This window comes from Sphingobium sp. MK2, from assembly GCF_040170545.1.
Taxonomy (GTDB): domain Bacteria; phylum Pseudomonadota; class Alphaproteobacteria; order Sphingomonadales; family Sphingomonadaceae; genus Sphingobium.
In genome coordinates, this window is sequence record NZ_JAZDXA010000006.1 from 159,962 (window position 1) to 183,082 (window position 23,121).

Annotated in this window: 23 protein-coding genes; 11 read left to right on the plus strand and 12 right to left on the minus strand. The window is 64.0% G+C overall.

What is annotated here, in order from left to right; genetic code table 11:
- The 5 genes from rbbA to phbB (V2I08_RS04110) all read right to left on the minus strand — a co-directional run bounded on the left by rbbA (window position 1) and on the right by phbB (V2I08_RS04110) (window position 6,671).
- A complete protein-coding gene (rbbA, locus tag V2I08_RS04090) occupies window positions 1-2,757 on the minus strand; it encodes a ribosome-associated ATPase/putative transporter RbbA (protein WP_043153363.1) in 2,757 nt (918 codons plus the stop codon).
- An 11-nt stretch (window positions 2,758-2,768) separates the two neighbouring features.
- Entirely contained in the window at window positions 2,769-3,842 is a 1,074-nt protein-coding gene (locus V2I08_RS04095; RefSeq protein WP_349633959.1) for an efflux RND transporter periplasmic adaptor subunit, read from the minus strand.
- A complete protein-coding gene (locus V2I08_RS04100; RefSeq protein ID WP_043153821.1) occupies window positions 3,839-5,236 on the minus strand; it encodes an efflux transporter outer membrane subunit in 1,398 nt (465 codons plus the stop codon). The genes V2I08_RS04095 and V2I08_RS04100 overlap by 4 nt, the downstream gene beginning before the upstream one ends.
- 164 nt (window positions 5,237-5,400) lie before the next feature.
- Window positions 5,401-5,838, minus strand: coding sequence for a hypothetical protein (locus V2I08_RS04105; RefSeq protein WP_043153823.1), 438 nt, complete (start codon window positions 5,836-5,838; stop codon window positions 5,401-5,403).
- A gap of 104 nt (window positions 5,839-5,942) precedes the next feature.
- Window positions 5,943-6,671, minus strand: a complete 729-nt coding sequence (gene phbB, locus V2I08_RS04110) for an acetoacetyl-CoA reductase (protein ID WP_043153825.1) — start codon at window positions 6,669-6,671, stop codon at window positions 5,943-5,945.
- A gap of 130 nt (window positions 6,672-6,801) precedes the next feature.
- Here phbB (V2I08_RS04110) and V2I08_RS04115 point away from each other — a divergent pair, with 130 nt between their 5' ends.
- Window positions 6,802-7,530 carry a TetR/AcrR family transcriptional regulator gene (locus V2I08_RS04115; RefSeq protein WP_235209893.1) on the plus strand — a complete coding sequence of 243 codons (729 nt, stop codon included), beginning with the start codon at window positions 6,802-6,804 and terminating at the stop codon, window positions 7,528-7,530.
- Window positions 7,531-7,678: 148 nt separating this feature from the next.
- Here V2I08_RS04115 and lptB read toward each other — a convergent pair whose 3' ends face one another.
- The 4 genes from lptB to V2I08_RS04135 all read right to left on the minus strand — a co-directional run bounded on the left by lptB (window position 7,679) and on the right by V2I08_RS04135 (window position 11,339).
- On the minus strand, window positions 7,679-8,536 hold the full coding sequence (lptB, locus tag V2I08_RS04120; RefSeq protein ID WP_081764230.1) for an LPS export ABC transporter ATP-binding protein: 858 nt from the start codon (window positions 8,534-8,536) through the stop codon (window positions 7,679-7,681).
- Window positions 8,537-8,616: 80 nt separating this feature from the next.
- Window positions 8,617-9,801: an acetyl-CoA C-acyltransferase gene (locus V2I08_RS04125; RefSeq protein WP_043153828.1), complete on the minus strand. Its 1,185-nt coding sequence runs from the start codon at window positions 9,799-9,801 to the stop codon at window positions 8,617-8,619.
- Between the two features lie 25 nt (window positions 9,802-9,826).
- Complete coding sequence (phbB, locus tag V2I08_RS04130; protein ID WP_043153860.1) at window positions 9,827-10,549, minus strand: acetoacetyl-CoA reductase; 723 nt, start codon at window positions 10,547-10,549, stop codon at window positions 9,827-9,829.
- 49 nt (window positions 10,550-10,598) lie between these two features.
- Window positions 10,599-11,339 carry an SDR family NAD(P)-dependent oxidoreductase gene (locus tag V2I08_RS04135; protein ID WP_043153829.1) on the minus strand — a complete coding sequence of 247 codons (741 nt, stop codon included), beginning with the start codon at window positions 11,337-11,339 and terminating at the stop codon, window positions 10,599-10,601.
- Window positions 11,340-11,856: 517 nt separating this feature from the next.
- Between V2I08_RS04135 and V2I08_RS04140 the strand changes: the two genes are divergently transcribed.
- The 4 genes from V2I08_RS04140 to V2I08_RS04155 all read left to right on the plus strand — a co-directional run bounded on the left by V2I08_RS04140 (window position 11,857) and on the right by V2I08_RS04155 (window position 14,950).
- Window positions 11,857-12,117, plus strand: coding sequence for a hypothetical protein (locus V2I08_RS04140; protein ID WP_048576319.1), 261 nt, complete (start codon window positions 11,857-11,859; stop codon window positions 12,115-12,117).
- Complete coding sequence (locus V2I08_RS04145; protein ID WP_043153833.1) at window positions 12,114-13,328, plus strand: phospholipase A; 1,215 nt, start codon at window positions 12,114-12,116, stop codon at window positions 13,326-13,328. The genes V2I08_RS04140 and V2I08_RS04145 overlap by 4 nt, the downstream gene beginning before the upstream one ends.
- 693 nt (window positions 13,329-14,021) lie before the next feature.
- Window positions 14,022-14,447 carry an organic hydroperoxide resistance protein gene (locus V2I08_RS04150; RefSeq protein WP_043153838.1) on the plus strand — a complete coding sequence of 142 codons (426 nt, stop codon included), beginning with the start codon at window positions 14,022-14,024 and terminating at the stop codon, window positions 14,445-14,447.
- A 47-nt stretch (window positions 14,448-14,494) separates the two neighbouring features.
- Window positions 14,495-14,950, plus strand: coding sequence for a MarR family winged helix-turn-helix transcriptional regulator (locus V2I08_RS04155; RefSeq protein WP_043153862.1), 456 nt, complete (start codon window positions 14,495-14,497; stop codon window positions 14,948-14,950).
- A gap of 138 nt (window positions 14,951-15,088) precedes the next feature.
- Here the strand turns inward: V2I08_RS04155 and V2I08_RS04160 are convergent, their stop codons facing one another.
- On the minus strand, window positions 15,089-15,436 hold the full coding sequence (locus V2I08_RS04160) for a hypothetical protein (RefSeq protein ID WP_148564709.1): 348 nt from the start codon (window positions 15,434-15,436) through the stop codon (window positions 15,089-15,091).
- Window positions 15,433-16,266, minus strand: coding sequence for a universal stress protein (locus V2I08_RS04165; RefSeq protein WP_051520140.1), 834 nt, complete (start codon window positions 16,264-16,266; stop codon window positions 15,433-15,435). Before V2I08_RS04165 ends, V2I08_RS04160 begins: the two co-directional genes overlap by 4 nt.
- Before the next feature lie 509 nt (window positions 16,267-16,775).
- Between V2I08_RS04165 and V2I08_RS04170 the strand changes: the two genes are divergently transcribed.
- The 6 genes from V2I08_RS04170 (at window position 16,776) to V2I08_RS04195 (ending at window position 20,252) form a co-directional block, all read left to right on the plus strand.
- Entirely contained in the window at window positions 16,776-17,138 is a 363-nt protein-coding gene (locus tag V2I08_RS04170; RefSeq protein WP_235209895.1) for a hypothetical protein, read from the plus strand.
- A gap of 387 nt (window positions 17,139-17,525) precedes the next feature.
- Window positions 17,526-18,158: a response regulator transcription factor gene (locus V2I08_RS04175; RefSeq protein WP_152542854.1), complete on the plus strand. Its 633-nt coding sequence runs from the start codon at window positions 17,526-17,528 to the stop codon at window positions 18,156-18,158.
- Window positions 18,159-18,317: 159 nt separating this feature from the next.
- Window positions 18,318-18,509 carry a hypothetical protein gene (locus V2I08_RS04180; protein ID WP_152542856.1) on the plus strand — a complete coding sequence of 64 codons (192 nt, stop codon included), beginning with the start codon at window positions 18,318-18,320 and terminating at the stop codon, window positions 18,507-18,509.
- Between the two features lie 87 nt (window positions 18,510-18,596).
- Window positions 18,597-18,845, plus strand: a complete 249-nt coding sequence (locus V2I08_RS04185) for a YdcH family protein (RefSeq protein ID WP_043153844.1) — start codon at window positions 18,597-18,599, stop codon at window positions 18,843-18,845.
- Window positions 18,845-19,180 carry a TraR/DksA C4-type zinc finger protein gene (locus tag V2I08_RS04190; protein ID WP_048576312.1) on the plus strand — a complete coding sequence of 112 codons (336 nt, stop codon included), beginning with the start codon at window positions 18,845-18,847 and terminating at the stop codon, window positions 19,178-19,180. The genes V2I08_RS04185 and V2I08_RS04190 overlap by 1 nt, the downstream gene beginning before the upstream one ends.
- 10 nt (window positions 19,181-19,190) lie before the next feature.
- Window positions 19,191-20,252 carry an AI-2E family transporter gene (locus V2I08_RS04195; protein WP_043153847.1) on the plus strand — a complete coding sequence of 354 codons (1,062 nt, stop codon included), beginning with the start codon at window positions 19,191-19,193 and terminating at the stop codon, window positions 20,250-20,252.
- A 7-nt stretch (window positions 20,253-20,259) separates the two neighbouring features.
- Here the strand turns inward: V2I08_RS04195 and V2I08_RS04200 are convergent, their stop codons facing one another.
- Window positions 20,260-22,848: a cation-translocating P-type ATPase gene (locus V2I08_RS04200; protein WP_043153848.1), complete on the minus strand. Its 2,589-nt coding sequence runs from the start codon at window positions 22,846-22,848 to the stop codon at window positions 20,260-20,262.
- Window positions 22,849-23,121 lie beyond the last annotated feature (273 nt).

Here is a 23,121-nt window from a genome sequence, read left to right on the forward strand (position 1 = left end):
TCAGCCCTCCTGCTTTTTCAAAAGCGCGACGGACAGCGCGAGCAGCACCGGTACTGCCACGGCCAGCGCCAGAAGCGGCTGACCCAGGTCGCCGAAGCCCAGCCCTTTCGAAAAGACGCCCCGACAGACGGTGACGAAATGGGTGGTCGGGAAGATGCGCCCGATAAACGCCCCGACGCCCTCCAGCGACGAGACCGGGTTGATCAGCCCCGAAAACTGCACCGCCGGCAGGATGGTGCCGATCGCGGTTGCGAACAGCGCGGCGATCTGGCTGCGCATGAAGATCGAGAACAGCAGCCCGATCGCGGTCGCGGACAGCGTGTAGAGCAAGGCCGCCAGCGTCATCGCCAGCACATTGCCGGTGATCGGCACGCGAAAGACGAGCAGCGCCAACAGCACCAGCAGCACATAGTTGAGCATGGCCAGCGCGACATAGGGCAGCTGCTTGCCCAGCAGAAACTCGATGCGCGTGATCGGCGTGACATAGAAGTTGATGATCGAGCCCAATTCCTTCTCGCGGACGACGCTGAGCGCCGTCAGCATCGCGGGGAACAGCAGCAACAGGACGGGGATGACCGCTGGCGCGATCGCCACCAGGCTCTTGACGTCGGGATTGTAGCGATAGCGCGTCTCGATATTGATGAGGCCCGCCGAGGGCCGAGCGCCAAGCTCTTGCACGGCCATCTCTCCCAGCCATTGCGCGTGCAGTGCCTGGATATATCCCTGCACGGTCTCCGCCCGCATCGGCATGGCGCCATCGATCCACACGCCGATCTGGACCGGATCGCCGCGGCGCAGGTCGCGCGCAAAACCCGGTGGAATCTCGATCGCGACGCTGAGCTCGCCATCGCGCATGCGCCGGTCGAGCTGCGCGTAATCGGTGATCGGCGGGCGTTCGATGAAGTAGCGGGATCCCGCAAGGTTCAGCGCATAATTCTGGCTGGTCGTGGTGCCGTCGCGATCGAGCACCGCGAACGGCAGGTTCTCAACATCCAGGCTGATGCCATAGCCCATGATGAACATGAGCAGCACGCTTCCCAGAAGGGCGAGCGTGGCGCGGATCGGATCGCGACGCAGCTCCAGCGCCTCGCGCCGGGAATAGCTCAGCATCCGTCGGCGGCTGAAGGTGCGGGAAAAGGACGAACCGGACTCAGCCTTTGTCTCGGTGGCCGGCGCCGCGGCCGCCACTCCCGCCTCCGCACTTTCGTCTCCCGCCGCCGCGTCCTCCAGATAGCTGATGAACGCATCCTCGAGGTTTTTGCTGCCGCGCTTCTCGACGATCGCCGCCGGCGTATCGCTGACCAGCACCTTGCCGGCATGCATCAGCGAAATCCGGTCGCAACGCTCGGCCTCGTTCATGAAATGGGTGGAGATGAAGATCGTCACCTTGTCGCCCCGCGACAGGTCGATCATCATCTGCCAGAACTGGTCGCGCGCGATTGGATCGACGCCCGAGGTCGGCTCGTCGAGGATCAGCATCTCGGGCTTGTGGATCATCGCCACCGCCAAGCTAAGCCGCTGGCGCTGGCCGAGCGGGAGCGCGTCGGGCAGCGCGTCCATGATGTCGGTCAGGCCGAAGCGTCCGGCCATCTCCTCGACCCGGGCGGGAATTTGGGCGGCGGGCACATGGAAGAGCTGCGCGTGCAGCTCAAGGTTCTGTCGGACGGTGAGTTCGGAATAGAGCGAGAAGGCCTGGGACATGTAGCCCACGCGCCGACGCGTCGCCATGTCGTCATTCTCGACTTCGCGCCCGAACAGCCACGCTTGGCCCCCGCTCGCCTTGAGCAGGCCGGTCAGCATCTTCATCGTCGTCGACTTGCCGCACCCATTGGAGCCCAGGAAGCCGAAGATCTCGCCGCGCTCGATCCGGAAATCGACATGGTCGACCGCGGTGAAATCGCCGAAGCGCATGGTCAGTCCCTTGGCCTCGATGGCGATCTCGGCATCGCTCCCATCGCTGCGCGGAGGGATGGTCACGGGCTTGTGACCACGCCGGCGCTCTTCGGGCAGCAGGGCGATGAACGCCTGCTCCAGGCCGTCGGTGCCGGTGCGTTCATAGAAATCCGCCGGAGTGCCGGTTGCGAGGATCTGCCCCGCATCCATCGCCACCAGCCAGTCGAACCGAGCCGCCTCCTCCATATAGGCGGTGGCGACAAGCACGCTCATGCCCGGCCGGTCGGCGCGGATGCGATCGATCAGGTCCCAGAACTGCGCGCGCGATAGTGGATCGACGCCGGTGGTCGGCTCGTCGAGCAGCAGGAAATCCGGATCATGGATCAGCGCGCAGCAGAGCCCGAGCTTCTGCTTCATCCCGCCCGAAAGCTTACCCGCCGGACGTTTGCGGAACGGCGCAAGGCCGGTGCTCTCGGTGAGCTGGGCGATCCGCCGCTCGCGCTCCTGCGCATCCTGCCCGAACAGGCGCGCGAAAAACTCCAGATTCTCGTCGATGGAGAGGGTCGGATAGAGGTTCTTGCCGAGGCCCTGCGGCATATAGGCGATGCGTGGACAGACCGCTTCGCGATGCCGCCGGTCCGCCATGTCGCCGCCGAGAACCTCGACACTGCCTTCCTGGATCACGCGCGCGCCGGCGAGCAGCGAGAACAGGGTGGACTTGCCGACGCCGTCGGGGCCGATCAGCGCGACCATGCGTCCGGCCGGAATTTCCAGATCGATGCTGTCGAGCGCCCGCGTCCTGCCATAGTGCAGGCTGACGCCCGAAAGGCGTGCCACCAATTCCGGCGAGGCGCCCTCCGACATGCCGGGCGCGGTCATCGCGACACGTTGACGGTCAGCTTCGCCGGCCATTCGGCATCGCGGCTGGTCCGCACATAGGCCATGCCGGGCAGCCCGGTCTTGACCTGGGTGATGTGGCGATCGAGCAGGGCGGGATCGATCCGCGCCTTGACGCGGAACATCAGCTTCTGCCGTTCGCTTGCCGTCTCGACGGTCTTCGGCGTGAACTGCGCGACATCGGCGACGAACGACACCTTGGCCGGGATCACATAGTCGGGCGCGGCATCGAGCACGATCCGCACGTCGCTCCCCAGCGCCACGCGTCCCGCCACCGTCTCAGGCAGGAAGAAGGTCATGTAGACGTCGCCGAGATTGACGAGGTTGAGCACGCGCCCGCCGCCGGCGACGACCTCGCCCGGCTGGGCCACGCGATACTGGACCCTTCCGCCCACCGGAGCGCGCAGGTCGCTGTCGCGGATATCGGCCTCGATCCGCTCGATCGTCGCGCGGACGGCATCGACGTTCGAGCGCGCGCCGATCACCTGGCTGCGCGCGGTGCCGATGGCCGCATCGACCGCAGCCAGCTGCGCGCGCGCCGCCTCGACGGCAGCCGTCGCGCCTTCGACCTGCGCCTGATCGTCGTCGCGCTCCTGAACCGCGGTCGCACCCTCGCGCGCCAGCGTTTCCGAGCGAGCGAGCCGCTTGCGCGCGGCGCTCAGCTCCGCCTCACGCTGCCGCACGGCGGCAAAGGCGGCCGCGCGCTCGCTCTGGCGCTGCGACACCTGGCTTTGCGCGATCAGGATCGCGTTCTGCGCCTGGGCGAGCTGCGCCTGTGCCTCGGAGCGCTGGGCGTTGAGGACATCGGTGTCCATATGCGCGACGACCTGTCCCGCCTTCACGAAGTCGCCCTCGTCGGCGACGATGTCGCGGATCCGCCCAGGGGTCTTGGCGGAAATGTCGATCTCGATCGCCTCGATCCGGCCATTGCCGCCAATGATGCCGTCCGGCAGGCCGCCGGGCTTGAGCAGCTGCCACAGGGTCAGAGCGGCGGCAATGACGGCCACGGCGATGGCGCCCCTGATGAACCATTTCTTCTGGGGCGTCGTCATTGTGCTGGATTCCCGGTTTCAGCTGCGTTGATGTCGAAGGCTGGATTCTGGACGAAGCCCCCGCCCAGCGCCGCATAGAGGGCGACGGCGCTCCCGAGATGGGCGCGGCGAAGCTGGACAAGCGCCTGCTCGGTGTCGAACAAGTCGCGCTGCGCGTCGAGCACTTCGAGATAGGCCGAGCGCCCGTTATCGAAGCGCAACTGGGCAAGGCGCGCGCGCTCCTGGAGCGCCGCGAGCATGGTGCGCGTCGTTTCGATCTGGAGGCCGAGCTGCCGGCGCCGGACCAAGGCATCCGACACATCGCGGAACGCGGCCTGTACCGTCCCTTCATAATCCGCGACCGCAATCACCTGCCGGGCCTTCGCCACGTCGAGATTGCCCTTGAGGCGTCCGGCATTGAACAAGGGCAGGCTCAGGGTCGGCGTGAAATTCCAGGAAAGGCTTCCCCCCTTGAACAAGCCGTCCAGTTCGCTGCTCGCCGTCCCGAAGGCGCCGGTCAGGCTGATATTCGGAAAGAAAGCGGCGCGCGCGGCGCCGATATTCGCTTCGGCTGCGCGAAGCACATATTCCGCCGCCACGATGTCGGGCCGGTTGACGAGAAGCTCTGACGGCAGGCCCGGAGGAAGCACGACCTCCGGCGCGGCTTCTGCAAGGCCGAGCGGCCCCGGCCGGATGTCGACCGGACGCCCGACCAGCAGTGCCAGCGCGTTGCGATTGACCTCGCGATCCTGATCGAGCGCCTGCAGCGCCGTCTGCGCCTGCGCCAGCAGGGTCTGCGCCTGCGTCATCTCGAGCTTGGAGCCCGAGCCCACCTCATAACGCCGCCGCAGGATCCGAAGCGCGTCCTCGCGCGTCGTGATCGTCCGGCTCGCCAGCGCGACGCGTTCCTCATATTCGCGCTCGAGCAGATAGCCGTTGGCGACCTGGGCGATGAGGTCGGTAGCGATCGCGCGTCGAGCTTCTTCCGTCGCCAGATACTGCGCGCGCGCCGCCGCGTTGAGGTTGCGCAGCCGGCCCCAGAAGTCGATCTCCCAGCCGGCGCTCAGCTGCGCATAGATCTGGTTGCCCGTCACGGCCTGGCCCGTCACCGACAGATCGGCAGGGGTTCGTCCCCGCGTTCCGGTCGCCACGGCATCGAACTGGGGATAGAGCGCCGAGCCTTGGATCCGCCAAGACGCCCGCGCTTCCGCGACACGCCCCGAGGCGATCCGGATATCGCGGTTGTTCTCCAGCGCCGCAGCGATCAGTGCCCGAAGCTGCTCCTCATGGAAAAAATCGTACCAGCCGACCCGGGCGATGGACGACGAGTCGGAGGCCGATGCGGCATAGCCCTGCGGAACGGGCTGCGGCGGACGGACGTGTGCCGGCGCGAACGAGCAGCCGGCCAGAAGCATGGACGCAGCGAGACAGGCAACGCTTGTAGCTGGCCGTCGGTATCTGGCCCTCATGATCTCCGGAACGGCCATATCGTCGCGCACTGCCCCTGGTTCGGTCTTCAAATAGCCGGCTCCCGTCCGGGAACCGGGCGGGAGCCGTTGTTCGCCGTGAGATGCGACCCTCAGGCTGTCTCGGTAGCTTTCGCAGGCGCGCGCACCGGGGCCGCGGGAACCTTCGCCTTCTCCGGCTCGGCCGCCGACTTCTTGAGCAGGGGCTGGAACCACGCCTGGATGGTTCCGGTCAGTTCCTGCTGGCTGGTCGTCTGCGAGAGCAGATCTTTCCAGCTACCCTGCCATTCGTCGACGGCCGCCTTGATCTTGCTCACCGAGGCCTCCCGGCTCTTTTCGACCTCGCCGAGCAGGCTCGTGACCGCGTCGCTCCTGAAGCTCGGGACAGTCCCCGGCTTCAGTTCCTTGAACTGATCGACGAAGAGGGTCGCCGCCTTGCTGCCGATCTGTGCATAGTCCTCGCCACCGCTCCGGGCGATCTCGGCGAATTTGAGGACAAGCTCGCCATTGGCCTTGGCAAGGGCGGTAATCTGATCGAGGGGATAGCTCATGGGTCAGGTCCTTTCGAGAATCGAGGCGGGAGGAAAAACAGTTTCCGTTGCGATGCTGCGCTGCGATATGAGGGATTGTCCTTACGCACGATGGCAGACGAGGCTCAGCCATTGGCGATATATTGCCCTCCGTTGATGGTAAGCACCGAGCCCGTGCAGAAAGCCGCCTTTGGCGAGGCGAGATAGGAGACCGCTTGCGCGACCTCGTCGGGGTCGCCGAGACGGCCGACAGGGATGCCGGCGATGATCCCGGCGCGCACCTCCTCCTTGACGGCGGCGACCATGTCGGTGTCGACATAACCGGGGCAGACCGCGTTGACGGTTATGCCGCGCGCGGCATTTTCCTGAGCCAGCGCCTTGGTGAAGCCGATCACGCCCGCCTTCGCCGCGGAATAGTTGACCTGCCCTATCTGGCCCTTCTGCCCATTGATCGACGAGATGTTGATGATCCGGCCGAAGCGCCGCTCGCGCATGCCCTCGATGATTGCGCGGGTCATGGTGAACATCGAGTCGAGGTTGGTCGCCAGCACGGACCGCCAATTGTCCCAGCTCATCTTGTGGAAGACCCCGTCGCGGGTGATGCCCGCATTGTTGATGAGGATGGACACCGGCCCAAGCCGTTCTTCGACCTGGGCCACGCCGTCCCGGCAGGCCGCCTCGTCCGCAACGTCCCATTTGAACACCGATATGCCGGTGTCCTGCTTGAACCGGGCGGCGGCGGCGTCATTGCCATGATAGACGGCCGCCACCTCATGGCCTTCGGCCTTCAGCGATCGGGCGATGGCCGCGCCGATCCCGCGCGTGCCACCGGTTACGAGTGCGATATCCGTCATGATCGTCCGGGTCCGTTCCTGTTTCAGATGCGCCGCGAGGTTTCCCCCACAGCTCCTCCCCGGACAATGCGTATGTATACTTAGCGGTTTTGTTATCGCCTCCTGGCGATACCGGATCAAGTCAAAACTCATGCAAGACCTGGATGATCGGGTTAGAGACGGTTTTATGACAAGAGCAACATCAACCGGACGTGCCAGGCGCCTGCCGCCGCGTGACCCCAAAGGGGGCCGGCCGACGCAGGAAATCGCGGCGCTACTGGGCGTTCATATTCTTGATGTGGCGCTCGAACAGTTCATCGCCCATGGCGTGGAAGGCGCCAGCATGGAGGGGATCGCGATCGCCGCCAGCGTCTCCAAGCGCACGCTCTATTCCCGGTTCGGGTCCAAAACGGCGCTGCTTGTCGCTGCCGTCGAGCATGGAATCGCGCATCATCTCAGGCCGATCGCATCGACCATTCCGGCCGGCTCGACGCGGGACAAGCTGCTCCATGTCGGCAGGAAAATCCTGGATGCATCGCTCAAGCGTGAGGTTATCGGCCTGGATTCCCTGATCAACTGGATCGCCGATCATGAATCGGAAGCCGGCCAGGCCAAGCCTGCGATGGGAGCCAAGGCGGGAATTGCGATCATCCAGTCAATTCTCGAGCAGGCCCATCGCAACGACGGCAGCGACAGCTCGGTCGACCTGTCGTTCCTGGCGGCCTTCCTCTTCGACGCGTTCGTCACAAGCCCGCGGCAGCGCATTCTCCTGCGGCATGAGCTGGAAAACACGTCTCGCGCCAAATCCGACTATCTTGAGCGCACCATGAATCTCATCGCGCGCGGAATGCCCTTCCTGGACGAAGACTGTTCCGGTTAACTCCATGTTCGATCCTGTTGGACATGGACTCCGACCGCAAATCTGGCACCATGGCGTCGCCCCGATGCATGAGCACGAGCAGGACGCCGTCAAAGATGGCCTGTGCTGACCGACGGCAACGGAGCGCTATGATCAACCAAAGGATAGGTCACTGCTCATAGTCCTCACCAAGGTAGAGTCTGCGCACATCGGGATTGTGAAGCACCGCGTCGGGCGTCCCCTCGAACAGCACCCTTCCCTCATGGATGACATAGGCCCGGTCGACCAGTTCGAGCATCTCGTGGACATTATGGTCGGTTATGAGAACGCCGACGTCATGCTGCTTGAGGTCGCGCACCATCAGCTTGATATCGACGATCGACAGGGGGTCGATGCCGGTAAAGGGCTCGTCCAGCAACATGATGGCCGGCTTCGCGGCCATCGCACGAGCAATCTCGGTGCGGCGGCGTTCTCCGCCTGACAAAGCCGGAGCCGGCGTATCGCGGACATGGGCGATGCTGAATTCGGCGAGCAGATCATCGAGGCGCGCCGCGATCCCCGCGGGATCGTCCGTGCGGCACTCGAGCACCGCGGTGATGTTTTCCGCCACCGTCATTCCCCGAAAGACCGATGGCTCCTGCGGAAGATAGCCCAGACCCCGTGCCGCGCGCCTGTCCATCGGAAGCGCCGTGACATCCGCTCCGCCAAGCAGGATCCTGCCGGCATCGACGCTCGTCAGGCCGACGATCGCATAGAAGCAGATCGTCTTTCCGGCGCCGTTGGGACCAAGCAGCCCCACGATCTCGCCCGGTTTGACGGTGAGCGAAACGCCGTGGAGAACCTTTCGGGCGCCGAATGATTTTTCGATCCCCACAATCGAGAGCCCTTCGGCCGTACCGGCGGAACTCTGCAATTCGCCTAGTCGACCGGTCACCGGACCGCCACCCGTATGAACAGACGTGCCGCTATCCACGGCTCTCCGGTTCCCCTGCGAGAGTGGGTTTTCCAGAAAGCTCGCGATGAGCATGGGCACGCGACACCTTATCGGTTGCGTTCGGACCGGAGCGGCGTCGACGGAAGATCGATCGCCGCCCCAAGCCTCTTCGCTCAGGAGACGGCTTCAAGAGCCAGGGCAACGCCCTGCCCGCCCCCGATGCAAAGCGTGACAAGCCCGCGCCTGAGCCCGTCGCGCCGCATCGACTCGAGCAGCCGCGTCGTCAGCACCGCGCCCGTCGCGCCGATCGGATGGCCATGGGCGATCGCCCCGCCTTCGACATTGACGATGTCCTCCGGCAGCCCGAGTTCCCGTACGACGGCGATGGCGATCGCGGCAAAGGCTTCGTTGATCTCGACCCGTTCGAGATCCGACACCGACCAGCCCGCACGGGTGAGCGCCTGGCGCACGGCCGGGACCGGCCCCAGCCCGAACAGTCCGGGCTCCACCGCACCCACGCCGAAAGCGACCAGCCGACCGACCGGAGCTACGCCGTGCTGGCTGGCCCAGTCCTCGCTCGCCACGATCATCGCCGCCGCGCCGGTATTGAGGCCGGGCGCATTGCCTGCCGTGATTGTTCCTTCCGGACGAAAGGCCGGCTTGAGGTGGGCGAGGCTTTCGAGCGTCGCATCCGGTCGGTTCTGCTCGTCCCGCGAAAAGCTGGTCGGCCCCTTTCGTCCCGGAATTTCGACCGCCACGATCTCGCTGTCGAACTTGCCGGCCGCCTGGGCCGTACTGAACCGCTGTTGCGAGCGCACTGCCCAACTGTCCTGGGCGTCGCGCGAGATCTGAAATTTCGTGACGAGGTCCTCGGTCACCCAGCCCGAATGCTGATCGACGAACGCGTCGTTGAGACCGTCATGGAGCATGCTGTCGAAAAGCTTGCCGTCGCCCATGCGATAACCCCAGCGGCCCTTCTCGATAAGGTAGGGCGCCTGGTCCATATTCTCCATCCCGCCCGCGACAGCGGCATTCGTCAGGCCCAGCATGATCTCCTGCGCGGCAGTGGCGATCGCCTGGGCTCCGGAGCCGCAGACCCGGTTGACGGTCATCGCCGGCACAGTGTCAGGGATTCCGCCACCGATCGCCGCCTGCCGCGCCGGGTTCATCTTCGCCCCGGCCTGCACCACCTGGCCCATGACGACCGTATCGATCGCGTCGCCGGTTACGCCGGCGCGCTTGAGCGTCTCGGCAATGGCGATACTGCCGAGTCTCGGCGCGGCCATGTCCTTGAGGCTGCCGCCATAGCTTCCGATCGCGGTTCGCACGGGTGCGCAAAGAACAACATTCCTGGTCATGATCTTCTCCTTCCATTCGGCCGCTTCAGGCCATGTATTTGCCGCCGTTGATCGAAAGCGTGGCGCCGGTGACAAAGCCGGCTTCGTCCTCGACAAGGAAGAGGACGCCGCGCGCGATCTCATCGGGCGTGCCGAGACGGCCCACGGGAACGGCGCCAAGAACAGCCTTCATCGCCTCCGCCGATACCGCGGCGACCATGGCGGTGTCGGTATAGCCCGGCGCTATCGCATTGACCGTGACGTTGCGCGCCGCGCCCTCGAGCGCGAGCGCCTTGGTGAAGCCGATCACGCCCGCCTTGGCGGCGGCATAGTTGGTCTGGCCGAACTGCCCCGACAGCGCGTTGACCGAACTCACATTGACGATCCGGCCGAAGCGCCGCTCACGCATGCCCTCGATCACCGCGCGGCACATGTTGAAGCAGCCGCCGAGGTCGACGTCGATCACGCTGCGCCATTGCTCCTCGCTCATCTTGTGGAGTGTGCCGTCGCGGGTGATGCCGGCATTGTTGACGAGGATGTCGACCGGCCCGACCTCCGCCACGACCTTGGCGACGCTCGCCTGGCTCGCGGCAAAATCGCCCACGTTCCAGCCATAGACCGGAATGCCCGTCTCGTCGTGAAACGCCTGGGCTTCGGCCTCGTTGCCGAAATAATTGGCGACGACGGTGTAGCCATGCGCCTTGAGGAGTCGTGCGGTCGCGGCGCCGATACCGCTCACGCCGCCGGTGATAAGCGCTATACGGGACATGAGAAATTCCTTGCTGCTGGTGCTGATGAAAAGGGAGTGGGCGACGCGGTCACTGCGCGAGATAGCCGCCATCGACGGGATAGTAGCCGCCGGTCATGAACGAGGCGCGATCGGAGAGCAGAAAGGCGACAAGCGCCGCCACCTCCTCGGGCCGGCCGAGCCGGCCAATGGGATGCTGATCGATCAGCGCGGGCGACGGTTCGCCCTGCGCCCGGATCAGCGGCGTATCGATGACCGCTGGCCCCACCGCGTTGATGCGAATGCCCTTGCGGGCATAGTCGACGGCTGCTGTCCGGGTCATGCCGACCACGGCGTGCTTGGCAGCCGCGTAAGCGATGGTGCCGGGCAGGCCGAGCATGCCGCAGATCGAACTCATGTTGACGATCGCCCCGCCGCCCGAGGCGAGCATCGCGGGAATCTGATAGCGCATGCCGTAGAACACGCCGTCCATGTCGACGCTGAGCACGCGCCGCCATTCGGCAAGATCATATTCACCGGCCGGAGCGGAGGCGCCGCCGACGCCGGCATTGTTCACGGCAAGATCGAGCCGGCCGAAGGTCTTCACCGCGAAAGCCACCATCGCCTCGACATCCGCGGCATTCGCCACGTCCGTCCGAAGCGGAAAGGCCCTGCCGTCATCGATCTGGGCAGCGAGAGCGTGTACGCGGTCGATATCGAGATCGGCGAGCACGAGCCGGGCGCCGGAGGCGGCCAACTCACGGGAGATGGCCTCGCCCAGCCCGCTGGCGGCTCCGGTCACGATCGCGACCTTGTCATTGAAGTCGAACATCCGGTTCTCCAGAGCGCACGAAAGCCGCCGCCCAAAACGGGCGTCGCCAAGCCGATCCGGCACCTCTCCCTGGCGTTTTGGATTCCCGATCACCACGGGATATGCGGTTCATGTGCATCGCCGGAGCACCACCCCGCCATCGGGAACTATACTTATGCGTTTCGTATCGACGCTAATTCGTTCCTCTTTCCATCCGGGAAAGCGTGAGGAATGGACGACGGCTGGAGCGGCAGGATCGTCACAAATCGGATGGCGGAGGACATATTCTGTGTCGGGCCAGGCGCAAATATACTGATGGCCGGGGTTGCGCCTTATCTCTCCCCTGCAGTACCGTTCTGTGAAATTGGCGACTCTCGGAAAGACATGCGTGGTGGTAAGATGAGAGTAGCCGCTTGATAACGATGGTATAATCGGAGGCGGTTTCAGGGGAGGATGCTGAGTCAGGCTACGTCATCGCGTAGTGCGTGTTCCTCGCTGTCAGGCGATGGAAGGGCATGTCCGATTGGAGATGAGGAACATGGACACATCCGCCGCCACTTCGCCACCAGACCCGTTGGAAGACGTTGCAGAGACATTCATTCGCGCCGCGGTTACCCGGCTCGCCTCGGCTTTTCCGCCCGCAATGCTCCTCCAGGTCTTCTCCGACCGGACATTTCACCTCGCCCTCCCGCCGGGCAAGCGACCGCGGCGCAACGCCAGGATCGCGCGCGAACATACGCGGCTGTTCGATTATCCGGTCCGTGGTGCAGGCGACAGCGGTTGGCACCTGCGCGCATGACGATCCGTCCGCACTTCTGGTTCATGGCTGGCGCATCGATTCTCCTCGCGCCGACGGCCCATGCCGCCTCGCCGGTCGAGATCCTGATCGGCGACGCCGGCCAGCGCGACCAGGACGGCGCCATTCTGGTCGATCTGCGATTGCTCAACGGGGACCGAGATCCACAAACGGTATCCTTGCCCGACCGAATCGAGGCACGGATCGGGGCTGCCGGATCTGTCCGGACCGTCTGGCTCGAACGCGCCGCGAATGTCCCGGCCAGCCTGACCGTGCCGCCTGGCGGGTTCATGCGCGCTCGCTATTGCTTTCGCGCGCCTTCCGACCTGACGCTGGATGGCGCGACGCTTTCCATTCCGGCGTGGCGTTCGCAGCAGATCACTGTTGCTTTGCGGTCGGCGACGCAAGTGGCGCAAGCCATATCCGCACCGCAGGCGCCTTCCGAGCCGGAGCGGGAAGCGGCGCCGCCGCCCGCCGACCGTTCGGCTGGCAATGCCTTTCTCGTCAATCTCTCGGCCTATGAGCCGATCTACGCCGTCTACGGGCCTGGCACCAACAGTGAGGCAAGGATCCAGATCAGCTTCAAATACCAGCTGTTCGGATCGAGACGGGCTGATGGGCTGCCGGGGTCCTGGCGTGATGGGCTTCACTTCGCCTATAGCCAGCGTATGTTCTGGGACCTGGGCGGGAACTCCTCGCCGTTCCGCAATGTCGATTATCAGCCCGAACTCTTCTATCTGACCCCTTCCGCCACTTTGTCGAACGGCATCTCGGTGAGCGCGCAGGGCGGTATCCGGCATGAATCGAACGGGCGCGACGGCGCGGCGTCGCGCAGCATCAACAGCGTCTATGTCGCGCCGATGGCGGCGATCCCGCTCGGCGGAGACTATCGCCTCTCGGTCGCACCACGTCTGGCGCTTTTCGTCGGCGACAAGTCGGACAATCCCGATATCCGCCGATACCGCGGCATCACGGGGCTATTCGTGGAGATCGGGGAGGATGAAGGACTGCGCCTCTCCACCTCCACCCGGTTCAACTTTTCGAGCGGCAAGGGCGCGCTCAGTGCCGATCTCTCCTATCCGCTGCCTCGTCTGCTGGGGGGTGGTCCGGACCTTTATCTGTTCGGACAGAGTTTCGTTGGCTATGGCGAGAACCTGCTCGACTATGATCGGCGCATGACGCGGTTCAGAATAGGCGTCGCGCTCGTGCGATAACGGAGATCGAGACCGGGATCGAGACGGCGATTCCGGACGAAACCTGCATCCCCCCACTCGACGACACTCTTCATAGGCCAAGCAGACAATAGCTGGCATATGAGTGCGGGTCCGGCAAGGGTCGGACCGGCGGGCCGCGTCGACTCTGCCGATCTGCGGCATTGAGTAGGAATGGAGAAAATCGGTCGTACCTCGCGTCGCTTCGGGGTCGGGATCGTCGGACGTTGGCTGGGCTGGACCTTAGCCGCCTCCCCTTCTTGCAGCTGGGCCCCGCGCCTGCCCGGCCATCTTCACGCGATTCCATCCTAGAATCTGAGAAATATATTGTTCAACATTATATTGTATGCAATTTGATTGTGTGCACCCATCAGTCGGATCCGTGGGAACGGATCCTGGCGCCTCGTGAGCGATAATCACGGGACGTGACTGCGATCGAACGAGAAGGAGATCATTCCATCCCCGGAGTTGCCCAGCTTCTGTGCCGCAGAGAACATCGGTCCCGACTGCGAGACGATCGTGATCGGCAATATCAGCGACGCCCGCGAATGCTTGACACGGACGAACGTGAAGTACCGCTTCGTCATAGGCATGGCCACGCTGTCTGGCACATCCGCGACTCGAAGATATTGAGGGCAGCGGCTCCGAGAACAATGGAACGCCGGGTGTGCATACCATTTCAACTGGAGAATTATCATGAGCACACTGTATACGACGAGAGTCAAAGCCGTGGGCGGCCGTGCGGGCACGGTTCGCAGCGATGACGGACTGCTCGAACTTTCCCTGGCCCTGCCGACGGGGCTGGGAGGCAAGGGCGGAGCCACCAATCCGGAGCAGCTGTTCGCGGCCGGCTATGCCGCCTGTTTCGAGAATGCGGCCATTCACGTCGCGCGAAGCAAGAAGCTCGCTATTGCCGATGATGATCTTGAAGTGGTCGCCACGGTCAGCCTTCTGCCCAACGGCAGCGGCGGTTTCAAATTGGCCGCCGCTCTCGACGTTTCGATCGCGGGCCTGGAGCAGGTCGCCGCCGAAGAGCTGATCGCAGCCGCGCATGCCGTCTGCCCTTACTCGAACGCAGTCCGGGGTAATGTGGACGTCGCGATTAGCGTGAGCACGCGCTGATGGTGAGGCGGGAAGCGGACGCTGACGAGATCTCGGCGGAAACGGCGATGACGGAGGACGATCCCCTGCGACTGGACCGTCAGGTCTGCTTCCCGCTTTATGCCGCCTCGAACCTTTTGACCCGGCTTTATTGTCCGGTTCTGTCAAAGATCGGTCTCACCTACCCCCAGTATCTTGTCATGCTGGTGCTCTGGGAGTCTGAGCCCCACACCATTGGCGAGCTCGGCGCCACGCTGCATCTGGACAGTGGAACGCTCACGCCGCTCCTGAAACGGATGGAGGCTGCCGGACTTCTCACGCGTCGACGGGATCTCGCCGACGAGCGCCGCGTGATCGTTGCGCTGACCGAGGCCGGGCGCCGCCTGCGGGTGCCGGCGAGTAGCGTGCCCGCGACGCTGGGCGAAGGCCTTGACCTTTCTCCAGAGGCGGTCGTCTCGTTGCGGGATGCGGTGCAGAATTTGGTGGCGGTGCTTACGAAACGACCGCGGCACAAAGGAACATAAGCCATGTTGACCGTCCATCATCTCGGTATATCTCAATCGGAGCGGCGGATTGTGGCGCGGGCTGCCCGCCGGACCGCTCAGCCTTGCCTCAACCCGCCGCGTTCCGCATCAGCTAGCCACTTGAGGCATTGATCAGTGCTATCTTGCTGTCTTCGTTTCAGCACAGCTGGCCTCCTCCAGTGCCCTCCACTTTGCGTAGTTGCTTTCATCCTGGGCCTGCAGATAGGCTGCGGCCGCCAACCCGGCCTGTAGGCACCGATCCGCCGCGCTGGCCCCTTCCGTGTTTATCTCATATTGGGTCACCGCCGCCGCGGCCGCCCTTCTGTTGGTGTCATTGCTGCGTGGATCCACCATCTTGTTACAGCTTGCGAGGCCGAGTGTGACCAGGACCAGCACGATCTTTTGCGACGTCACGATCACTTGCGCTGATCGCGCGTTTGCTTTTGGAGCCAGCGACCGCCCGCCCCCTATGTCGACAGCGGTCAATGGGACAGCATTGTGCATCTTACGGGATCCAGCAACAGATCGGCGGTCACGCCACCAAACGCCCATTCCCGGAGCCGGCCGTGCCTATATGCTCCGGCGACAACGACATCGGCGTGCTGAGCGCGAGCGACCGCCGCAAGGGCAGCCACATCATCGCCGGTCGACGGCGCCACCAGCGTCTCCGCCAGAATACCGTGTCTTTTGAGCCATGCGGCCACATCGGTCAGCCGCCGACCGGCCGCAGCTTCGTCCTCCTCCCTAGCGACCTCGACAACAGTCACATGGCCGGCCATTTCCAGTAGCGGCAATGCATCAAGTGCGGCACGCCGGGCTTCACGGCTGTCCTTCCAGGCCACCAGCACCTGCTCCGGTCGCAGCCCCTTAGCGTGCGTAGGAACGACAATTACCGGTCGCCCGGTCTGCATCACCAGATCGCCGATATTTGCGCGTCGTGTATCGGGAAGCAGCGAGCCGCCACGATCCGGTGCGGTCAGGATGACATCGACGCCGCGTGCCTCGCGTGCGAAATAGTCCGCAAGCGGCGTGGCCATCTCCACGCAGCGCCATTCAATATCCGCGACTCGACCGTCCAGCAGAGTTCGAAACTCTGCCTGGGCCTCCTTGGCTTCGCTTTCAATTTCGCCACGATCCAGTTCGACCGCTTCACCGGAAACATAAGCGCCAGCAAATGCCGTCGCCATCAACGGCTGGGACGCGGCAATTCCGATGACGCCAGCCTGCGATCGTTCGGCCAGGTCGGCAGCAACATTGAGCAGCGCGGCATTGGACCGGCCGAGCTCCAGATGCACCATCAAAGTTGCGTAACTCACTGGCGGGCCTCCTACGATGTGTCGCGTTGCCGGGACGAATTCCCAAGGTATCGACAGAAGATATCCGTAGGCTATGCGACATTGCTTCCCTATCGGGTCATCTACTTACAGGCGCGACGATGAGCGCTCTCGTCGCGTGGATCGCTCAGTAGGTTTGGCACCTGGACGGGCCTTACGGTCCCGCTCGACGCCACCGGAAACAGGCTCTCGCGCCGCGGCGGAAATCGAGACGACCTCGAATGTTGCGTGTCCATTCGGCGGCGATGCGGGTGGATATTTCTCATGCGTGCATGATACGATTCCAGGCGCTACCGGCCATTCCGACAACGCCGTTCGCGCCCGCTGTGCCCTCTCACGTGCGCGCGAACGTCTATTGGTCGAGACTATCGCGCGATCGTTATGCTATGGCGAGGTCACCAAATGCGGGATGTGTCCAGCATTGGATTTCCTCATCGCAATATCTTCAGGTTCGTTCTTGCAACGACCTGAGACGGTGAATAGCCAGTGGCATGATGCAGATTCGCAAAACCTTGACGCTCCGCCATTCAGGCGGCGGAAACGCGCCGGAAGATGAGGGAGAGAGCGTCTTCGCCCACGCGATCACCCATCAGCTGTGTGTGCGGGCAAGCTACAATCGTGGGCTGGTGATCCTTGCGCCGCACATCCTCTACACGCGGCACGGCGACCGGTTCGCGGATGCTGTGGTTATCGAGCGCAATGGCGCCAGGTCCACCGAAACGAAACTGGGCACCTTCAAGCTTTCGGGTCTTCGCGGTGCGGTCATCACCTCAGAGCCGTTCAATCCGTTCGATGGCTATGATGCAGGTGATGACCGTTATACCAAGACTATCATCGCCCGCATCGATTCCTGACCATGTTGGTGGATACCAAGGTCTGAGGGCGGTCGAAGGACCTGCCGGCGGGATCGCCTGCCCATGATTCCGCCGAGGGTTTCGGGCGCTTCATCGTCGGAAATCAGGCACCGCCGTCTCGCGCCAACTTTGCAAGGGTCTGAAGGCCTCGACGCAGCGATCCGGAAGGCTCTGCGATGATGTCCTCAAGCAGAATGAAACCGGCAGCGTTGCCGTGGACCCGGCAGCAACGAGCATTGCCATTGCCTTGCGGCTCTATATTTCCCCTGCCAGGACCGTGCCTCGCTTGGCCGAGCCCACGCGCAATCTCCCGGGGAGAGTCCGTAGCATTGCGTATGACATGCCCACCGCCCCCTTCGTAGGTTGCACGAGTGGAAAGGCGGGACGGTGAAGGATTTATCGGCGGCTGCGGGAACTCCCGCAGTCTACTGTATCGGCAACGAGCTGCGCCCTGAACTGATGTCAGCGCTGAGTGGTGTCGCTTCGCGTTGCTTTGCGACGCTTCACGACTTTCTTGTGGCTTCGACGCGGCTGGCGCCGGGTATCGTCCTGTTCGACGCCGACAGTGTTCAGGATGACGTGTCGGATGCCATCGCCACCCTTCGCAAGCGTGGATCGGTGCAAGCTGTGTTGCTCGCGAAGGCAGCGCCGGACTTCGCATTTGGCGTTGCCGCTATTCGGGCCGGCGCTGTCGACATCCTTGAAAAGCCGCTGTCCGAGCAGCGTCTTCTGGATGCCATCCAGCTGGCGACCAGCAAATGCGGACACCTTCACCGGCCGCCCGATGCCAGGGACATCGATCGGCTGACGGCACGTGAGCGCGAAGTCGTGGCCTGGCTCCTGCACGGGCTTACCAACAAGGAAATCGGTCGGGAGCTGGGAATCAGCCACAGGACAGTGGAAATCCATCGCGCGAGGCTGATGCGGAAGCTCGCGGTGCCGAGCCTTCCCGCGTTGATCGACATTGCCCTTGCACAGCGCGACAAGCTGCCCGATGTCGGAGCCGCGCAACCCTCGTAAACGTCCCGTGTGTCGGTCCTTGCCCCAGCGGCAGAATGCTGACTCGGCGTAGAAGCCTTCCTCCCGCAGACGCACCAATCGATCCAACTGGTGCGGAGATTCACGTAGCGACATCTACCCCGTCAGGCGGCACCTTCTCATGGAAGGAGGCCTGCCATCATGGATGATCCCGACATTTCCTACCTGCTAGGCCGCTGCCGTTCACACCGGACATTGGCCCGTATCACCAGCTGTGCTGAAGCCCGTTGCATTCATCAGCAGTTCGTCAGCAGTTACCAACGGCGGTTGCTTGCCCTGCGACGCGCGCGCGCATCGGCAACTCCGATGTATCAGGAGCGGCTGGCCGCATGATGCCCGCCCGCTCGATGCGCTGGCGCCGCCGTGTACGAGCGGTAACTACACACCTGTCCCCAACGACAAACTTCGATCGGAGAAAAGATGAGTGAACTTGGCCACGATCTGCACGCGCTGTTTCCCGCGCAGCGCGAGATCCTTCACGCGCTGAAGCTGGAGAGCGCGCATTACCGCGACCTGGCCGACCGCCATCATAAGTTGGCCCAGCAGATATACCGGATCGAGGCGGGACTTGATGCCGCTTCCGATGACCGACTCGAAGACCTGAAAAAGCAGCGCCTGAGCCTGCTCGATGAGGTCGCAGCGATGATTGCGGAAAGGCAGGATGCGTGATGGATTTCGACCTTATGCGCCAGCGTCTCACCGATCGCCTCTCCGAACTGAACGCCCAAGTCGAGCGCATCGAGGAGGAGCAGGGCCAACCTCTCGACGCCGATTTCGAAGAACAGGCGATAGCCCGCCAGGATGATGAAGCACTGGATGCTGTCGAGCGCTCGACGTTGGCCGAAATCGCCCTCACGCGACAGGCGCTCGCAAGACTGGATTCGGACACCTATGGCCTGTGCACCACGTGCGGGGAGCCGATAGCGCCGGCACGGCTCGAGGCGCTGCCCGCCGCCGCACATTGCATCCGATGTGCAAGCGCGGCGGAGCACGACAGGGCCTGATGGACCGCGTATGCGCCGCATCGAGGACACGAGCTTTGCTGTACTCATCCTGGCCGTGTCGATGGCCTTCGCGTGGATCGTGCAACCGCTGTTCGGCGCCATTCTCTGGGGCGTCATCGCATCGATCCTCTTCGCGCCTCTCAACGATCGCCTGCTGCGTGCGATGCCGACGCGGAACAACCTTGCCGCTCTGCTGACGCTGCTCGTGATCATGGCGATGGTAATCCTCCCCGCCATCCTGCTTTCTGCGTTCCTGCTTCAGGAGGTGGCGGGCGTCTACGCGCGAATGCAAAGCGGCGAGGCTGATCCCGGCACCTACTTCCTCCGGTTCCAGGCACATCTGCCGCAATGGCTGAAGTCGCTGCTGACAGGGTTGGGCCTGAGCGATTTCGATTCCGTCCGGACCAAATTGACCGCCGGGATCGCCGCTAGCTTCCAGACCCTGACGGCGCGAGCATTCAGCATCGGCCAGAGCGCCTTCGGCTTCGTCGTCGCCCTGGGCGTCATGCTCTACCTGACTTTCTTTCTTTTGCGCGACGGCAAGCAGGTGGCTGCCCGGGTGGAAACGGCCATTCCGCTGGATCCGGACCAGCGCGCCGCCCTGCTGGTGAAATTCGCCGCCGTTATTCGGGCGACGATCAAGGGCAGCCTCGTGGTTGCGGTCATCCAGGGCGCCATCGGCGGGATCGTCTTCTGGGCGCTGGGCATCCATAGCGCGTTGCTCTGGGGCGTGCTGATGGCGTTTCTGTCGCTTCTGCCGGCGATCGGGACAGGCATCGTCTGGGCGCCGGTCGCCGTCTATCTGCTCGTAACCGGCGCGGTCTGGGAAGGCGTCATTTTGATCCTGTGCGGCCTGTTCGTGATCGGCCTCGTGGACAATCTCCTGCGCCCGATCCTGGTGGGTCGGGACGCGCGCATGCCCGATTATGTCGTCCTGATCTCCACCCTCGGCGGTCTGCAAGTACTCGGCTTCAACGGGCTCGTGATCGGTCCGGTGGCGGCGGCTTTGTTCATCGCTGCATGGGATATATTTGCACGCTCGCGATTCCAGCCTCAATCGGATGCATCATAGGCACGTGTCACGTTCGCGGCTGCCGTGCAAAGCTTGACGCCCACCGCAACTCGACCATCTTGCTCGCCTCAAGCAGGATCAGGAGCAACGCTGCTGACCCCATGGTGATCGCGAGGTCGGGGCCATGGAGCGGACCGAATTTAAGCAGGCTACGAAGTGCGGGAACGGTCATGATGATGGCCGCGACCGCAACCACCGCGCCCAGGACGTAGCGCAGGGCCGCATTGCCCCGGACCAGCGCGTGAAGGAGCGATGTGTCGAACGAGCGATTGACTAGGATCAGCACCAGGATCACGCCGATGAGCGAAAAGAAGGTCAACGCGCGCGCATCGGCTTCCGGCATGCCGGAATAGCTCGATGCCAGAAATATCCCGGCGAGCAGCACAAAGCCCAGCCCGCCCTGGAACACGCTCCAGCCGATCATGCGCAGCGAGAAGAGCCGTTCCTCGGGGTGGCGCGGCTTACGGTTCATCAGATCCTGCTCCTCGCGCTCGGCTTCGAAGACGAGCGCGCAGACAGGATCGATGATCATCTCGAGCAACGCGATATGGATCGGCCCGAACAGGATGGGCAGGCCGAAGGCAAGCGGCAGCAGCGCGAGGCCTGCGATCGGAACATGGACGGCAAAGATGAAGGCCATCGCCTTGCGGATATTGTCGTAGATGCGCCTCCCGAGCCGCACCGCCTTCACGATCGACCCGAAATCATCGTCGAGCAGGACGATCGCCGAGGCTTCCCGGGCGACATCGGTGCCGCGCTTACCCATGGCGATGCCGATATGCGCGGCCTTGAGCGACGGTGCGTCATTCACCCCGTCTCCGGTCATGGCGACGATTTCGCCATCCGCTTTGTATGCCGCCACGATCCGCAGCTTCTGCTCCGGCATGATCCGCGCGAAGACTGTCACCGTCTTCAGCCGTTCTGCAAGCGCCGCGTCGTCCAGGGCAGCGAGCTCGGTCCCGGTCAGCACATCGCCGTCCATGATTCCGGCCTGCGTCGCTATCGCTCGCGCGGTGGCAGCGTAGTCGCCCGTGATCATCACGACCCTGATCCCGGCGCTACGGCATTCGGCCACGGCGGCCGGCACACTGGCGCGCAGGGGATCGGCAAGGCCGATCAGACCGATCAGGGCAAAATCATGCTCCTGCTGGGATTCCGGCAAGCTGTCGCCCGGGCCAGTCGATGCCGTTGCGACACCCAGCACGCGCATGCCCCTTAGAGCCATGGTATCGACGGCAGCCTTCAGGCGCGCGCGCTCATCCGGCGACAGATGACAGAGCGCAGCGATGGCCTCCGGCGCGCCCTTGGCCGCCACCGTGCAGGCCGCCTCGGGGTCGGGCGCTTGCCAGACGTTCGACATCGCCAGCAATTCAGGCCGCAGTCCATAGCTGTGGGCCAAACTGAGCTTGGCACGGCGTTCTGCAAGGTCCGGGATGCCCGCGCCTGCCTGGTGAAAGGCGACCTCCATCGGATCGACCGGCACCGGGGCGCTGGCCAGGATACTGGTATCCAGGAGTTCGTGAAACCGGGTCGAAGGCTCGGTCACGCCGTCGACCGTCGCCGTCTCGCCCGACGCCAGCCACAGCTCCGTCACGGCCATCCGGTTCTCGGTGAGAGTTCCGGTTTTGTCGGTGCATAATATTGTCGCGGAACCGAGCGTCTCAATGGCGGCCGCCCGGCGCGTGAGGACGCCGGCTTGGGCAATGCGCCATGCCCCCATCGCGAGGAAGATCGTGAGGACCACCGGGAACTCCTCCGGCAGCATGGACATGCCGATCGCGATTCCCGCGAGCATAGCGTCGATCCATCCTCCGCGCAGGAGCCCGAAGAGCAAGACGACAAGGAGGGCGACGAAGCCGCCTCCGATCGCGCAGAGCCGGACGATCCGGGCGGTTTCCCGGCGTAGGCGCGGCGGCTCGGCATCGAGCGTCGAGAGCGACTGGCCGATCTTGCCGATCTCGCTGCGCGGGCCGGTCGCGATCGCCAGCGCCAGCCCCGAGCCGCGGGTGATGAGCGAGCCCGAATAGACAAGCGGCTGGTCCTCCCCGCCCGGCCGTCGCCGCAACGATTCCTCGCCCTGAAGCACCGCCTGCTTGCGGACAGGTACGGACTCACCGGTAAGCAGCGATTCATCGGCCTGAAGATCGTCCGCCGCGATCAGCATCGCGTCGGCGGCGACCCTGTCCCCCTGCTCCAGGACGAGCAGGTCGCCATCGACCACCTCGCGCCCGGCAATGCGGATGCGGGTCCCGTCGCGGATCACCAGCGCACGCGGCGCCGACAGGTCGCGCAGCGCCTCTAGGACATGCTCGGTGCGGCTTTCCTGGATGACCGTGATGCCGATCGAAAAGGTCGCGAAGCCAAGGAGGATGAGCGCTTCGCCAAGGTCACCCAGCAGCATATAGGCGACGCCGCCCGCAAGCAGCAGCGCCAGCATCGGCTCCCGGACCACTTCAGCGAGAATGTGCGGCACCGTGCGCCGCCCTGCTCTAGGCAGTTCGTTCGGTCCCTGGGCATCAAGGCGTCGCCGGGCCTCCGCTGCGGTCAGCCCGGACCGGGATGGCGCGGTAGGTCGCTGGTCAGTGGCGATCGGCATCCATTCTCTTCCTGTTCGAAGTGAGCGACGTGCTGCGTCGCCGGCCTGCTTCAAGATCATTCTGGTGCAAGCCGACTACCGGCACATTACGGGTACTTACGGATTCCTCTGATCGTCATTCCTGTTATCCTATTATGCTCGCTAAGATTGGCGCCGTGAGCCTTGGCCGCTACCCGCAGCCAATAGATATTCGCATTTGGATTGGGTCATACGGTCGCATCAAGGCCATTGGACGACCTTGCATTCAGAACCGAGGACATAAGTGACGGCGTT